The sequence below is a fragment of the Streptomyces griseocarneus genome, assembly GCF_014655595.1.
GTDB classification, from domain to species: Bacteria; Actinomycetota; Actinomycetes; order Streptomycetales; family Streptomycetaceae; genus Streptomyces; species Streptomyces griseocarneus.
This window is the reverse complement of record NZ_BNBL01000003.1, coordinates 566,814-580,158: the sequence shown is the minus strand read 5'-3', so window position 1 is coordinate 580,158 and position 13,345 is coordinate 566,814. Positions and strand designations below refer to the sequence as shown.

Here is a 13,345-nt window from a genome sequence, read left to right as displayed (position 1 = left end):
CCCTCCCTCACGTAAGAGAGCGAGCAGCGAGCACCGTGAGCGCAGTCTCTTCCCGCCTCCCCGTCTTCCCCTGGGACCGGCTCGAGCCGTACAAGGCCACGGCCGCCGCCCATCCCGACGGCATCGTGGACCTGTCGGTGGGCACCCCCGTCGACCCGGTGCCGGCGGTGATCCGGCAGGCCCTGGCCGACGCGGCCGACAGCCCCGGCTATCCCACGGTCTGGGGCACGGCCGCGCTGCGTGACGCGCTCACCGGGTGGGCCGCGCGCCGCCTGGGCGCCGAGGGGCTGGAGCACACGAACGTGCTGCCGGTGGTCGGTTCCAAGGAGCTGGTGGCCTGGCTGCCGACCCAGCTCGGCCTGGGCGCCGGGGACAAGGTCGCCTACCCGCGCCTGGCCTACCCCACCTACGAGGTGGGCGCGCGCCTGGCCGGCGCCGAGCCCGTCGTCTACGACGACCCCACGGAGCTCGACCCCACGGGCGTCAGGCTGCTCTGGCTGAACTCGCCGTCCAACCCCACCGGCCGGGTGCTGTCCAAGGACGAGCTGCGCGCCGCGGTGGCCTGGGCGCGCGAGCACGGCGTGCTGGTCTTCAGCGACGAGTGCTACCTGGAGCTGGGCTGGGAGACCGAGCCGGTCTCCGTGCTGCACCCGGAGGTGTGCGGCGGCTCGTACGAGGGCCTCGTCGCCGTCCACTCCCTCTCCAAGCGCTCCAACCTGGCCGGCTACCGCTCCGCGTTCCTCGCCGGTGACGCGGCCGTCCTGGGCGAGCTGCTGCAGATCCGCAAGCACGGCGGGATGATGATCCCCGCGCCCGTCCAGGCCGCCACCGTCGCGGCGCTGGGCGACGGCGCGCACGTCACCGAGCAGCGCGCCCGCTACGCCGCCCGCAGGGCCGCGCTGCGCGCCGCCTTCGAGGGCGCCGGCTTCCGGATCGAGCACAGCGAGGCCTCGCTGTACCTGTGGGCGACGCGGGACGAGCCGTGCTGGGAGACGGTGGGGAGCCTCGCCGAGCGCGGCATCCTCGTCGCGCCGGGCGAGTTCTACGGCGTCGCGGGCGAGCGCTTCGTACGCGTCGCGTTCACCGCGACCGATGAGCGTGTGGAGGCGGCGGTCCGCCGTCTGGCCCAGTAGCCGCTACGCACGACGCGTACGCGAAGGGGGCCCGGGAGGTGTACTCCCGGGCCCCCTCGCTGCTTCTCGGTGCCGTGTGCCGGTCCGGTCAGCCGCCCAGCGGAACCTGGGGCAGGCCGCCCTTGGTCGCGCCCTGGACGGTGCCGCCGAGGGCCTGGGCGCCGCTGCCGACGACCTTGCCCGCCTGCTTGTTGAGGGACGGGACGGTCTCGTTGCCGGCCTTCTGCACCGCGCCGGTGGCGGCCGGCACGGCCGTGTGGACAGCCTTGTTCCCGACGCCCGACGCGACGGATCCGGCCTGCTCGGAGGCCGTCCCGACGGTCTTGCTCGCGGTCGTGGTGTCCAGCGCGCTGACCGGCGCGAGGTCCGTGGCCTGGGGCAGCGCCGCGGCGCTGGCGGAGCCGGCCGCGCCGACGACGGGAGCGGCACCCGCCGCGACGAGCAGGGCCACGCGGGCGATCCGGCGCGTGAGGGGGAGGGACATGTTGCTCCTTTGACGGAGTGGGAGGTCGGTTGCTGTCCGGCGAGCGGACGCTGTGACTACCGCGTGAGCCCGTCGAAGGTTGCGGTGGATCAAGGTAAAGAGTAAGTAATGCGTCGCATTATCTGCTCTACCGAAACCCCGTCATATCGGTCAGGTTGTCAATCCATGCGGAAGGCTGAAAAGCCTTTGATCACAAGGTCGACGGGGGTCCGTCGGGCATGCGTGCGGATGGCGGGTGGCGGCGCGGGGCGCGGCAACTCCCGTATGCGGGGCTTACCCCCGGCGGGGGGACGATCGCACTAGCGAACGGTCGTGATGCGTACGGTCCCGGCGGCGTCCCCGGCCGTCCCGTCCCCGGACTTCCGCCAGCCGTCCGCGGATTCCTCCGCCGTCCACGTGCGGCCGCCGAAGGAAACGCGCTCGATGCGCAGTTCCGCCGCATGGGCCACCGCCCAGGACGCCAGCTCCCAGCCGCGCCGGTCCGGCCCGTCCGGCGCCGCCTCCCGGTCCGCCCGCACCGGCACCGTCACCGTGCGCGGCCCGGCCGCCGCCGCGCGGCCCCCGTCGGTCGTCGTCGCGGGCAGCACCCCGGCGCCGAACTCGCGGGTCAGCTTCGCCCGCACCGCCGCCGGATCGCCCGGCCTGCCGTCGTCCGGGCTCTTGGTGCAGCTGAAGGAGGCCGCCGCGCGGCCCGTCAGGCCCGAGGCCAGCAGCGAGGCGTCCGGCTCGTGCTTGGCGTACGCCTGCGGGAAGCCGCTGCGCTGCACCTTCTGCGCGGCCACCGTCAGCGGCAGCCGCGAATAGCCCGGCACCCGCACCAGGTGGTCGTAGAACTTCCCGGCCGCGTAGACCGGATCCGTGATCTGCCGCGCCGTGCCCCAGCCCTGGGTGGGCCGCTGCTGGAACAGGCCCTGCGAATCGCGGTCGCCGTGATGGATGTTGCGCAGCCCCGACTCCTGCATCGCCGTCGCCAGCGCGATCGTCACCGCCCGCTCCGGCAGCCCGCGCGCGGACCCCACGGCCGAGATCGTCGCCGCGTTCACGGCCTGCTCGGGGGAGAGGGAGTAGGACTCGCCGTTCGCCCGCACCACACAGCGCGGAGCCCCCGGACCGCCGGTCACCAGCTGCGCCACCAGGTACCCGATCAGCGCCAGCAGCACGGCACAGGCGGCCACGGTGCGCAGCAGTCGGCCACGGCGGGTGACGATGATCCGGGACATGCGGGCCACGTTACTTCAGAGACCGCTCCGCGACCGCTCCGGACCGTACCGGCGGTCGCGTTAGGCTCGCCGGCATGGATCACACCGCACTGGACCTGTCCCTCGACGCCGTCGCCCTCACCGCAGCGCTCGTCGACTTCCGTTCCGAGAGCGGTGACGAGAAGGCCCTCGCCGACGCCATCGAGCGCGAACTGCGCACCCTGCCGCACCTGACCGTCGACCGGCACGGCAACAACGTGATCGCCCGCACGAACCTCGGGCGCGCCGAGCGCATCGTCCTGGCCGGGCACATCGACACCGTCCCCATCGCGGACAACGTCCCCTCCCGGCTCGACGAGAACGGCGTCCTGTGGGGCTGCGGCACCAGCGACATGAAGTCCGGCGTCGCGGTCCAGCTGCGCATCGCCCGGACCGTCACCGCGCCCAACCGCGATCTGACCTTCGTCTTCTACGACAACGAGGAGGTCGCCGCCCACCTCAACGGCCTCGGCCACGTCGCCGAGGCGCACCCGGACTGGCTGGCGGGCGACTTCGCCATCCTCCTCGAGCCCTCCGACGCCCAGGTCGAGGGCGGCTGCCAGGGGACGCTGCGGGTGATCCTGAAGACCGAGGGCGAGCGCGCCCACTCGGCGCGCAGCTGGATGGGCTCCAACGCCATCCACGCCGCCGCGCCGATCCTCGCCCGCCTCGCCGCGTACGAGCCGCGCCGGCCGGTCGTCGACGGGCTGCGGTACCACGAGGGCCTCAACGCCGTACGGATCGAGGGAGGCGTGGCCACCAACGTCATTCCCGACGCCTGCGCCGTGACGGTGAACTTCCGCTACGCCCCGGACCGCACCGAGGAGGAGGCGCTCGCGCACGTGCGCGAGGTCTTCGACGGCTGCGGCGTGGCCGAGTTCGTCGTCGACGACCACGCGGGCGGCGCCCGGCCGGGGCTGACCCACCCGGCGGCCGCGGCCTTCATGGAGGCCGTGGGCGGAGAGGCCAAGCCCAAGTTCGGCTGGACCGACGTGGCCCGCTTCAGCGCGCTCGGCGTCCCCGCCGTCAACTACGGCCCGGGCGACCCGCTCTACGCCCACAAGCGGGACGAGCACGTGGTGGCCGAGCGGATCACGCAGTGCGAGGAGCGGCTGCGGTCCTGGCTGACCACCTGACGGGGCGGCCGGGCGGGCCCCCGACGGGCCTACCCTGAAGCGCATCGCATCCGACGACATGCAGCGGAGGGAGCTCGGTATGGTCCATTCCGAGGGGGCGCGCGCCCCGCGGGAGCAGCGCCGGGGGCCGGTCGTACGGCGACAGAGCCAGATGCAGGCGGGCACCACCGACCAGCACCTGCTGGACACCCGGGGGGCGGCCGACTGGGTGCACGAGGACCCGTTCCGGGTCATGCGCATCCAGTCCGAGTTCGTCGAGGGCTTCGGCGCGCTGGCCGAACTGCCCCCGGCGATCAGTGTGTTCGGCTCGGCCCGCACGCATCCGGGATCGACGGAGTACGAGGCCGGGGTGGCCATCGGGCGCGGCCTGGTCGAGGCCGGCTTCGCGGTCATCACCGGCGGCGGGCCCGGCGCGATGGAGGCCGCGAACAAGGGCGCGATGGAGGCGGGCGGCGTCTCCGTCGGCCTGGGCATCGAGCTGCCCTTCGAACAGGGGCTCAACCCCTATGTGAACCTGGGCGTCGACTTCCGGTACTTCTTCGTCCGGAAGACGATGTTCGTGAAGTACGCGAGCGGGTTCGTGGTGCTGCCGGGCGGCCTCGGCACGCTGGACGAGTTCTTCGAGGCGCTCACACTCGTCCAGACGAAGAAGGTCACCCGCTTCCCGATCGTGCTCTTCGGCACGGACTACTGGCAGGGCCTGGTGGACTGGATCACCCACACCCTGGTCGCCCAGGGCAAGGCCGGACCGCAGGACCTGCAGCTGTTCCACATCACCGACGACGTGGAGGAGGCCATCGGCGTCGTCACGAAGGAGGCGGGCGCCTAGCCGGCGCCCACGGGCCTCAGGCCAGCCCTCGCCGGGCCACCGCGGGCGCGCGGTGGCCCGCGATGGACGCCACCATGTCCAGCACCTGCCTGGTCTCCGCCACCTCGTGGACGCGGTAGACCTGGGCGCCCAGCCACGCCGAGACGGCGGTCGTGGCGAGCGTGCCCAGGACGCGCTCCTTGACCGGCTTGTCGAGGGTCTCGCCGACGAAGTCCTTGTTGGACAGCGAGACCAGCACCGGCCAGCCCGTCTCCGCCATCTCGCCCAGGCGGCGGGTGGCCTCCAGCGAGTGCCGGGTGTTCTTCCCGAAGTCGTGCCCCGGGTCGATCATGATGCCGTCGCGCCGCACGCCGAGTCCGACGGCCCGCTCGGCCAGGCCCACCGTGACCCGCAGGATGTCCGCCATCACGTCGTCGTAGGCGATCCGGTGCGGCCGGGTGCGCGGGGCGACGCCGCCGGCGTGCGTGCACACCAGCCCCGCCCCGTAACGGGCCGCGACCTCGGCCAGCTTGGGGTCCACCCCGCCCCACGCGTCGTTCAGCACGTCCGCGCCCGCCTCGCAGACCGCCTCGCCGACCTCGTGCCGCCAGGTGTCGACGCTGATGACCACGTCCGGGTGACGCCGGCGCACCTCGGCCACGAAGCCGACCGTCCGGCGCGCCTCCTCCTCCGCGTTCACCTCGGCGCCGGGGCCGGCCTTCACCCCGCCGATGTCGATGATGGCGGCGCCCTCGGCCACCGCCTGCTCCACCCGGGCCAGCGCGGGCTCGTCGGCGAAGGTGGCCCCCTGGTCGTAGAAGGAGTCGGGCGTCCGGTTGACGATCGCCATGATCACCGGCTCGTGCCTGTCGAACTCGCGTCGTCCCAGCCGCAGCATCTTCGGTACTCCCTCTCCGTGGTCCGCCAGCGACCTTAACTGTCAGTGCGGCATGGCACGATCGGGGTGGACGGTTTGGCTGACGGAGGACATACGGGGAGACAGCCGTGTTCTGGTTCTTGCTCATCGCGCTGGTCGTGGTGGTCGCCGCGGTCACGCTCGCCGTCGCCGGGGGCGGCAGCGGCGGGGTGCTGCCCGAGGCCGGGCAGGACCGGATGGCCTGGCCGCTGCCGGCCGGCCGGCAGCTGGGGCGTGCCGACGTGGAGTCGCTGCGCCTGCCGCTGGCGCTGCGCGGCTACCGCATGACGGAGACCGACGACGCCCTGGACCGGCTCGGCGCCGAGCTCGCCGAGCGCGACGCGCGCATCGCCGAGCTGGAGGCCGCGCTGGCCGGGGCGCAGGCGGCGGCGATAGGCGGCCTCGGGCTGATGGCGCGCGAGGCGGGTACGACCGACGCGGCCGGTGCGCAGGACGCGCCGCCGGCCGGGGAGGCGGCGGACGAGGGGGAGAAGAAGGATGAGTGACGGAGCAGTGGTCCTCGGGCCGGACGGGCTGCTGCGCTGTCCGTGGGGCCTGGAGGCGGAGTCCCGCGCGGACTACCGCGCGTACCACGACACCGAGTGGGGCCGGCCGGTGCACGGCGACGACGCGCTCTACGAGCGGATATGCCTGGAGTCCTTCCAGTCCGGGCTGTCGTGGCTGACGATCCTCCGCCGCCGGGAGGGGTTCCGGGCCGCCTTCGCGGACTTCTCCATCCCCAAGGTGGCGGCCTTCACCGCGGCGGACGAGGAGCGGCTGCTGGCCGACCCCGGCATCATCCGCAACCGCGCGAAGATCGCGGCGGCGCTGGCGAACGCGCGGGCGGCGGCGGAGCTGGCGCCGGGCGAGCTCGACGGGATCGTCTGGTCGTACGCCCCGCCCGCCGGGCGGCCCGCGCCGCGGACGTACGCCGACGTGCCCGCGATCACGCCGGAGTCGACGGCGCTGGCCAAGGACCTCAAGAAGCGGGGCTTCCGGTTCATCGGCCCGACGACGGCCTACGCCCTGATGCAGGCCTGCGGGCTGGTGAACGACCACCTCGCGGACTGCCACGTACGGGGCTGAGTCGCGGGACCCGGTCCGGCGTCCGGGGCGTCCGGGGCCCGTGAGGGGCCCCGGAGGTACCGGTCAGCGGCCGACGAAGCGCGGCTTCTCCTTGCCGAGGAAGGCCGCGACGGCGATCCCGTGGTCCTCCGACGCGCCGGCCCGCTCCTGCAGCTCGTCCTCCTTGGCCAGGGTCTCCTCCAGCGAGTGGTCCGCGCCGTACGCCAGCGACTCCTTGATCGCCGCGTAGGCGGCCGTCGGGCCCTGGGCCAGGCGGCGGGCCACGGCCTCGGCCTCGGCGGCGAGGTCCGCCGCGGGGACGACCTTGTTGGCGATGCCCAGTTCCAGGGCCTCCGCCGCCGGGACGTTGCGGGGGAAGAGCAGCAGATCGCCGGCGCGGCTCCGGCCGATGAGGCGGGGGAGGGTCCAGGAGACGCCCGAGTCGGCGGTGAGGGCCACCCCGGCGAAGGAGGTGTTGAAGGAGGCGGAGTCCGCGACGACGCGGTAGTCGGCCGCGAAGGCGAAGCCCGCGCCCGCGCCCGCCGCGACGCCGTTCACGCCGGCGACGACCGGCTTGGGCATCCGGGTGATCGCCGTGACGATGGGGTTGTAGTGCTCCCTGACGGTGTCCATGGTCACGCGCGTGCCGTTCGCGCGGTCGGCCGCCAGCGAGGCCACGTGCTCCTTGAGGTCCTGCCCGACGCAGAAGGCGCGGCCGGTCGCGGTGAGCAGCACGGCCCGCACCGCCGCGTCGTCGGCGGCCTGCCGCAGGACGTCGCGCAGGGCGACCTTGGTCTCGGTGTTCAGTGCGTTCATGGCATCGGGACGATTCAGCGTGATCGTCGCCAGCCCGTCGGTCACCTCGTACAGCACGGCGTCCGCCATGTGCGGTCCCTCCCTCGGTCGGCTGCGGATGGGCTCAGCATGCCGGAGATCATCGGGCCCCGATATGTGACCTGCGTCAAAGAATCGAGGGCCATAGTGCCCTACGGGGCGATGGACGATGGGCGTCCGATCCCCGAATTGAGTGGTTTTGCGGCAGCGCGTTGCCGAAGGGATGCGGACTGATGTTGGTCATTGGGTCGCGCGATGCGGGATAATGGCCTGGAAGCAATGTGTTCGATGCCGGTGACGCGTGCCCTTCCAGAGGGCCGTCGGCACGATGAGCTGGTTTCAGGAAGGGGAACGAGCATGGCGGCCATGAAGCCGCGGACGGGCGATGGCCCGCTCGAGGTGACCAAGGAGGGGCGGGGCATCGTCATGCGGGTTCCGCTCGAGGGCGGCGGTCGTCTCGTCGTCGAGCTGACCCCTGACGAGGCCAAGGCTCTCGGCGAGGCCCTGGAGAAGGTCACCGCCTGACGTACAGCACAACCCGACATTCTCCCGCACCGCCCCGGCCGCCGGCTCACACCGGTTCCGGGGCGGCGGTGTATCCGCGGCGGCCGCACCGGCCGCACCGGCCGTACGCGGGCCCCGGCCGCGCACCGCGCCCGGGCCGCACACCGCCACCGGGTCGCACACCGCGCCCGGCGCCCGCCTCAGCCGCGCCGGACCGCGCACAGCAGCCCGTCGCCGACCGGCAGCAGGGACGGCACCAGCGCCGTGGACTCCCGCACGGCCCGCAGCAGTTCGCGCACCCGCTGCACCTCGGCGGGCGGCAGGGCGGAGTCGACGGTACGGCCGTCGGCGAAGACCCCCTCGAAACAGACCAGTCCGCCCGGGCGCAGCAGGCGCAACGATTCGGCTAGGTAATCGAGGCACTCCAGCCGGTCACCGTCGCAGAAGACCAGGTCGTAGCCCCCGTCGGCCAGCCGCGGCAGCACCTCCAGGGCGCGGCCGGGGATGAAGCGCGCGCGGTTGCCGGCGAAGCCGGCGGCGCGGAACGCCTGCCGGGCGAACTGCTGGCACTCCGGGTCGCTGTCGACGGTCGTCAGCACTCCGTCCGGGCGCATGCCGTGCAGGAGGTGGATGCCGGAGACCCCGGTGCCGGTGCCGATCTCGGCGACGGCCTTGGCGTCCACAGCGGCGGCGAGCAGGCGCAGCGCCCCGCCGGTGCCGTTCGACACCGAGCGGAGACCTGCCTCGTAGGCCCGGTCCCGGGCCCAGCGCAGCGCCTCGTCCTCGGCGACGAACACATCGGCGAACGCCCAGCTCGTCTGCTGGTTGCCGGTAATGGCCCTCTCCTGTCCCCGTAGTCGACGCAACCGTGACTGTATCCGCTGACCACGGGAACTCGCAGATGGGACCGGGCGTTGGGAGGGCGGAGGGGGACGCGGGACGGCGGGAACCGGAAGCGCCGGCCGCTCGTCGCTGATCACAGCGGGACGAGAACAAAAACCGGGTCAAAAATGCTTATCCGGAGCTAACGGGCGAGGTGGATATGGTAGGGGCTCCACTGGACACCACCAGAGCCGACAGGGGAGGTGCGGCTGCGGGCGGCGACCGCCGGGGAGTGCTCAGGCGCTTCCGCAGGTACGCTCCCGAGCCGAAATCCGTGACCTACACCGCTGACCGTTCCCACGCCACCAGCTCCGCAACCACCGCGACCTTCGCCACCGATGCGGACCCGTCGGCCTGGACCCCTCCCACCTGGGAGGAGATCGTCAGCACGCACAGCGCCCGGGTCTACCGCCTCGCCTACCGCCTCACGGGCAACCAGCACGACGCCGAGGACCTGACGCAGGAGGTCTTCGTCCGCGTCTTCCGCTCGCTGTCCACGTACACCCCGGGAACGTTCGAGGGGTGGCTGCACCGCATCACCACCAACCTCTTCCTGGACATGGTCCGGCGACGCCAGCGCATCCGCTTCGACGCGCTCGCGGAGGACGCGGCCGAGCGGCTGCCCAGCCGCGAGCCCTCCCCCCAGCAGCACTTCAACGACACCCACTTCGACGCCGACGTCCAGCAGGCGCTGGACACGCTCGCCCCGGAGTTCCGCGCCGCCGTCGTCCTGTGCGACATCGAGGGCCTGTCCTACGAGGAGATCGCCGCGACGCTGGGCGTGAAGCTCGGCACCGTCCGCAGCCGCATCCACCGCGGCCGCTCCCACCTGCGCAAGGCGCTCCAGCACCGCTCGCCCGCCGCCCGGGCCGAGCAGCGTGCCGTGGCGATCGCGGCGCCCGGCCTTCCGATGGGTGGGGAGGTAGGGATCGCGTGACCGGTTCAGGCGGTCAGTCCCCCGCCGAGCTGCATCTCGGCGACCGCCTCGCGGCCCTGGTCGACGGGGAGTTGGGACACGACTCTCGGGAGCGGGTGCTGGCGCACCTCGCCACCTGCTGGAAATGCAAAGCGGAAGCCGACGCGCAGCGTCGGCTCAAAAGCGTGTTCGCGCAGGCCGCGCCGCCGCCGCTGTCCGATTCCCTGCTGGCCCGGCTGCAGGGCCTGCCGGCCGGCGGCACCGGCGACGACCGCGGTGACGGCCGCGCCGAGCGGACCGGCGGCCGGGACCGCGGTGACGACGGGGGAAGAGGCGGCTTCGGCTCCCGGGCCGAGGAGTTCGCCCTGCTGCCCGCGGCCGTCGGCATGCCCCGTGACCGCGGCTTCCGCGTCCACCCCGTCGGCCGGGGCGGCCAGGAGGCCCGCGGCGGAGGCGTGCGTGGGCGCCGGTTCGCCTTCGCGGCGGCCGGGGCGGTCTCGCTGGCGGCGTTCGCGCTGGTCGGCGCCCAGCCGCTGGAGACGGCCGTGGAGTCCCCCCGGGCCCGGGGCGGCGGCCCCAGCGCGGTGACGACCTCCCTCGCCATGACGCCGGGTCACCACCTGGAACGCGACGCCGTCCACACGGCGGCCACGCTCGGGGCGCCCCCCTCCCTCGGGGTCTCCCTGCTGCGTCCCTCGAACGCCCCGGTGCTCCCCCCGCTCGTCCGCACCTACCGGGCCCTGTCGGAGGCTCCGGCCCGCTGACCCATCCGCACCTCCCCCTCCGCACACCGGTCGGGACCTGGTGTAATCGTCGTTGGGGCGCGCGTGCTTTCGGTATGCGCGCCCCCGGACGAACGGTGGGGAGAGGGATGGACGAGGGGAAGGCGCGGTCCTCCGCGCCCAAGCCGCAGTGGTGGCAACGACGACGCCCACGCACCGGCGAGCAGCCGGAAGCGGACCAGTGGCTCCTGCCGGAGGACGCGGCGACCGCACCCGGCCCCGAGGCGACGGGCGGCGCGCCCGTGCCCCTGCACGCGCCGGACCCGTACGGCACCCCTCCCTACGGCCGCCCCGGCCCCTGGGCCCCCGCCCCACCCGTCCAGCGCCCCACCGTCACCCCGCCCCACGGCACCCCGACGCCGGCCGCGGTGACGTATCCGCAGCAGGGCCCGACTCCGGCACAGGGCACGCCGATGCCGGCCGAGCCGACGTACGGCCAGCAGGGCCCGACCCCGGCGCAGGGCACGCCGATGTCCACTCCTGCGCACGGCCAGCCCGCCGCCCCGGCGCCCACCGAGGAACAGTCGGACTTCCCGCTGCCCGCCCCGGCGCCCGCTGCCGACGCCCCGGCGCCGGCGGAAGGCGCCGGCGCACCGGCCCAGGCGCCCGTGGACGCCCATCCCCACCCGGCCGCCGCCGGCACCGCCGCGTCCGCACCGCACACGGCCGCCCACCCCCAGCCCTACCCCGGGCCGACCCCGGCGCAGGGCACACCGGTGCCGGCCGCACCGGCGTATCCGCAGCCGGGCCCGACCCCGCCGCAGGGCACGGCCGTGCCGCCCGTGACGCCGTACCCGCAGGCCGCGCAGGCCGGCCTCCAGGGCCACCCCGGCCCGGCCCAGCCGCAGGCGGCCCCGCAGGGCCCCTGGCAGTACGACCCCTGGGCGGCGTCCGCCGCCACGGCGGCGGTGCCGCCGACGGGCGGCAAGGTGCCGTCCAAGGGGCGGATCCTGGCCGGTGCGGCCGTCGTCGCGGTGGTCGCCGGGGCGATCGGCGGAGGCCTCGGGGCGTGGCTGGAGCGGGACGGCGGGATGGGGCACAGCGTGACGCTGCCGCAGGCGTCCGCCGACGCGGGCGACCGCCCGGCCGGCAGCATCGCCGGGATCGCGGCCCGCGCGCTGCCGGGCGTGGTCACCATCCACGTCAGCGGCGGCGGAGCCCAGGGCACCGGCACCGGCTTCGTCCTGGACAACAAGGGTCACATCCTCACCAACAACCACGTGGTGCAGCCCGCCGGCTCCAGCGGCTCCATATCCGTGACCTTCAACGGCGGCCAGACCGCCAAGGCCACCCTCGTGGGCCGGGACGGCGGCTACGACCTGGCCGTCATCAAGGTCTCCGGCGTCTCCAACCTCACCCCGCTGGCCCTCGGCAACTCCGACTCCGTGCGCGTCGGCGACTCCGTCGTCGCCATCGGCGCCCCCTTCGACCTCGCCGGCACGGTCACCACCGGGATCATCAGCGCCAAGGAGCGCCCGATCACCGCCGGCGGCAAGAAGCAGGACGGCAGCGACGTCAGCTACGTCGACGCCCTGCAGACCGACGCCCCCATCAACCCGGGCAACTCCGGCGGCCCCCTCATGGACTCCAAGGCCCGGGTGATCGGCGTCAACAGCGCCATCCGCTCCGCCGGCGAGTCGGAGTCCGGCGGCCAGGGCGGCAGCATCGGGCTGGGCTTCGCCATACCGATCAACCAGGCCAAGCGGGTCGCCGAGGAGCTGATCAACACCGGCCGGGCCACCCATCCGGTCATCGGGGTCTCCCTCGACAACGCCTATACGGGCGACGGCGCCCGGGTGAACAGCGACGGCGACGGCAACAAGGGCGTCACCCCCGGCGGCCCCGCCGACAAGGCGGGCATCCGCCCCCGCGACGTGATCAAGAAGGTGGACGGGGTGCCCGTGCACAGCGGCCGGGAGCTGATCATCAAGATCCGCAGCCACCGTCCGGGGGACAGCATGGCCCTGACCGTCGAGCGCGACGGCAAGGAGCAGGACGTGCGGCTGACCCTGGGGTCGGCGAGTGCCCGCTGAGCCTTGTCCCGGTATTGGCCGAGGTGTCTCCCACCTGCCCCCGCGGGCCAGGTACCGTGATAGGCGGCCTGGACCCTCGGCCCCCGACGCCACAAGGAGCTGTGCAACGTGCTCGACATAGGACCCCTCGAGCTGGTCGCGCTCGTCGTCCTCGCGGTGCTCATCTTCGGCCCCGACAAGCTGCCGAAGCTGATCCAGGACGTGTCGCGCACGCTGCGCAAGATCCGGCAGTTCTCCGACAGCGCCAAGGAGGACATCCGCTCCGAGCTCGGCCCCGAGTTCAAGGACTTCGAGTTCGAGGACCTCAACCCCAAGACGTTCGTGCGCAAGCACGTGCTGGAGAAGGACGAGCTGGGGCTGAAGGAGATCCGCAACGGCTTCGACTTCAAGTCCGAGATGTCCGAGGTCACTGACGCGGTGCATGGTCGCACCCCCGAGCCGCAGCCCTCGGCCGCCCCCGCCGCGGGCACTCCCGACCTGCTCAAGAAGCGCGAGAAGCTCCAGGACGGCGAGCGTCCGCCGTTCGACGCCGACGCCACCTGAGCCCGTGTTGGCCGTGCCCCATTGACGAGGGTGGCTATCCTCCCTTTGTTCGGGGTGCCGTCGCGCGCGAT

General features: G+C 73.6%; 15 protein-coding genes. 10 read left to right on the top strand and 5 right to left on the bottom strand.

Features of this window, described 5'->3' with window-relative positions:
* The first annotated feature begins 35 nt into the window (after nucleotides 1-35).
* Nucleotides 36-1,133, top strand: a complete 1,098-nt coding sequence (gene dapC, locus IE295_RS11335; protein WP_190063417.1) for a succinyldiaminopimelate transaminase — start codon at nucleotides 36-38, stop codon at nucleotides 1,131-1,133.
* An 88-nt stretch (nucleotides 1,134-1,221) separates the two neighbouring features.
* Here dapC and IE295_RS11330 read toward each other — a convergent pair whose 3' ends face one another.
* Together IE295_RS11330 and IE295_RS11325 are read right to left on the bottom strand one after the other, a co-directional pair.
* The gene (locus tag IE295_RS11330) at nucleotides 1,222-1,617 is read right to left on the bottom strand and encodes an ATP-binding protein (RefSeq protein ID WP_190063416.1); all 396 of its coding nucleotides are present in this window, start codon (nucleotides 1,615-1,617) and stop codon (nucleotides 1,222-1,224) included.
* Between the two features lie 299 nt (nucleotides 1,618-1,916).
* A complete protein-coding gene (locus tag IE295_RS11325) occupies nucleotides 1,917-2,837 on the bottom strand; it encodes a VldE C-terminal domain-containing protein (protein WP_190063415.1) in 921 nt (306 codons plus the stop codon).
* Nucleotides 2,838-2,911: 74 nt separating this feature from the next.
* Between IE295_RS11325 and dapE the strand changes: the two genes are divergently transcribed.
* Nucleotides 2,912-3,991, top strand: coding sequence for a succinyl-diaminopimelate desuccinylase (gene dapE, locus IE295_RS11320; RefSeq protein ID WP_190063414.1), 1,080 nt, complete (start codon nucleotides 2,912-2,914; stop codon nucleotides 3,989-3,991).
* Nucleotides 3,992-4,070: 79 nt separating this feature from the next.
* Nucleotides 4,071-4,820 carry an LOG family protein gene (locus tag IE295_RS11315; RefSeq protein ID WP_190063413.1) on the top strand — a complete coding sequence of 250 codons (750 nt, stop codon included), beginning with the start codon at nucleotides 4,071-4,073 and terminating at the stop codon, nucleotides 4,818-4,820.
* A gap of 16 nt (nucleotides 4,821-4,836) precedes the next feature.
* Here IE295_RS11315 and folP read toward each other — a convergent pair whose 3' ends face one another.
* Nucleotides 4,837-5,697 (bottom strand): dihydropteroate synthase, encoded by an 861-nt coding sequence (gene folP / locus IE295_RS11310; protein WP_190063412.1) that lies wholly within the window; start codon nucleotides 5,695-5,697, stop codon nucleotides 4,837-4,839.
* Between the two features lie 107 nt (nucleotides 5,698-5,804).
* Between folP and IE295_RS11305 the strand changes: the two genes are divergently transcribed.
* Both IE295_RS11305 and IE295_RS11300 read left to right on the top strand, forming a co-directional pair.
* Nucleotides 5,805-6,221, top strand: a complete 417-nt coding sequence (locus tag IE295_RS11305; protein ID WP_224323037.1) for a cell division protein DivIVA — start codon at nucleotides 5,805-5,807, stop codon at nucleotides 6,219-6,221.
* Nucleotides 6,214-6,801: a DNA-3-methyladenine glycosylase I gene (locus IE295_RS11300; protein WP_190063411.1), complete on the top strand. Its 588-nt coding sequence runs from the start codon at nucleotides 6,214-6,216 to the stop codon at nucleotides 6,799-6,801. The genes IE295_RS11305 and IE295_RS11300 overlap by 8 nt, the downstream gene beginning before the upstream one ends.
* Nucleotides 6,802-6,864: 63 nt before the next feature.
* Here the strand turns inward: IE295_RS11300 and chcB are convergent, their stop codons facing one another.
* A complete protein-coding gene (gene chcB, locus IE295_RS11295) occupies nucleotides 6,865-7,665 on the bottom strand; it encodes a 2-cyclohexenylcarbonyl CoA isomerase (protein ID WP_190063410.1) in 801 nt (266 codons plus the stop codon).
* A 306-nt stretch (nucleotides 7,666-7,971) separates the two neighbouring features.
* Between chcB and IE295_RS11290 the strand changes: the two genes are divergently transcribed.
* Nucleotides 7,972-8,139, top strand: coding sequence for a DUF3117 domain-containing protein (locus IE295_RS11290; RefSeq protein WP_179198936.1), 168 nt, complete (start codon nucleotides 7,972-7,974; stop codon nucleotides 8,137-8,139).
* 179 nt (nucleotides 8,140-8,318) lie between these two features.
* Here IE295_RS11290 and IE295_RS11285 read toward each other — a convergent pair whose 3' ends face one another.
* Nucleotides 8,319-8,984: an O-methyltransferase gene (locus tag IE295_RS11285; protein WP_086571058.1), complete on the bottom strand. Its 666-nt coding sequence runs from the start codon at nucleotides 8,982-8,984 to the stop codon at nucleotides 8,319-8,321.
* 176 nt (nucleotides 8,985-9,160) lie between these two features.
* On the opposite strand from IE295_RS11285, the gene sigE reads away from it, so the two are divergent.
* From sigE to IE295_RS11265, 4 genes are all read left to right on the top strand, one after another.
* A complete protein-coding gene (gene sigE, locus IE295_RS11280; protein WP_190063494.1) occupies nucleotides 9,161-9,937 on the top strand; it encodes an RNA polymerase sigma factor SigE in 777 nt (258 codons plus the stop codon).
* Nucleotides 9,934-10,680, top strand: a complete 747-nt coding sequence (locus tag IE295_RS11275; RefSeq protein WP_190063409.1) for a zf-HC2 domain-containing protein — start codon at nucleotides 9,934-9,936, stop codon at nucleotides 10,678-10,680. The genes sigE and IE295_RS11275 overlap by 4 nt, the downstream gene beginning before the upstream one ends.
* 107 nt (nucleotides 10,681-10,787) lie before the next feature.
* A complete protein-coding gene (locus tag IE295_RS11270; RefSeq protein ID WP_190063408.1) occupies nucleotides 10,788-12,731 on the top strand; it encodes a S1C family serine protease in 1,944 nt (647 codons plus the stop codon).
* Between the two features lie 108 nt (nucleotides 12,732-12,839).
* Nucleotides 12,840-13,274, top strand: a complete 435-nt coding sequence (locus IE295_RS11265; RefSeq protein WP_190063407.1) for a sec-independent translocase — start codon at nucleotides 12,840-12,842, stop codon at nucleotides 13,272-13,274.
* Nucleotides 13,275-13,345 lie beyond the last annotated feature (71 nt).

Bases quoted from the DNA above. Each gene is read 5' to 3' on its own strand.
- IE295_RS11290 (WP_179198936.1), top strand. From the start codon at position 7,972: ATGGCGGCCATGAAGCCGCGGACGGGCGATGGCCCGCTCGAGGTGACC.
- IE295_RS11315 (WP_190063413.1), top strand. From the start codon at position 4,071: ATGGTCCATTCCGAGGGGGCGCGCGCCCCGCGGGAGCAGCGCCGGGGG.
- IE295_RS11300 (WP_190063411.1), top strand. From the start codon at position 6,214: ATGAGTGACGGAGCAGTGGTCCTCGGGCCGGACGGGCTGCTGCGCTGT.
- IE295_RS11330 (WP_190063416.1), bottom strand. From the start codon at position 1,617: ATGTCCCTCCCCCTCACGCGCCGGATCGCCCGCGTGGCCCTGCTCGTC.
- sigE (WP_190063494.1), top strand. From the start codon at position 9,161: ATGGTAGGGGCTCCACTGGACACCACCAGAGCCGACAGGGGAGGTGCG.
- chcB (WP_190063410.1), bottom strand. From the start codon at position 7,665: ATGGCGGACGCCGTGCTGTACGAGGTGACCGACGGGCTGGCGACGATC.
- dapE (WP_190063414.1), top strand. From the start codon at position 2,912: ATGGATCACACCGCACTGGACCTGTCCCTCGACGCCGTCGCCCTCACC.
- folP (WP_190063412.1), bottom strand. From the start codon at position 5,697: ATGCTGCGGCTGGGACGACGCGAGTTCGACAGGCACGAGCCGGTGATC.
- IE295_RS11325 (WP_190063415.1), bottom strand. From the start codon at position 2,837: ATGTCCCGGATCATCGTCACCCGCCGTGGCCGACTGCTGCGCACCGTG.
- IE295_RS11270 (WP_190063408.1), top strand. From the start codon at position 10,788: ATGGACGAGGGGAAGGCGCGGTCCTCCGCGCCCAAGCCGCAGTGGTGG.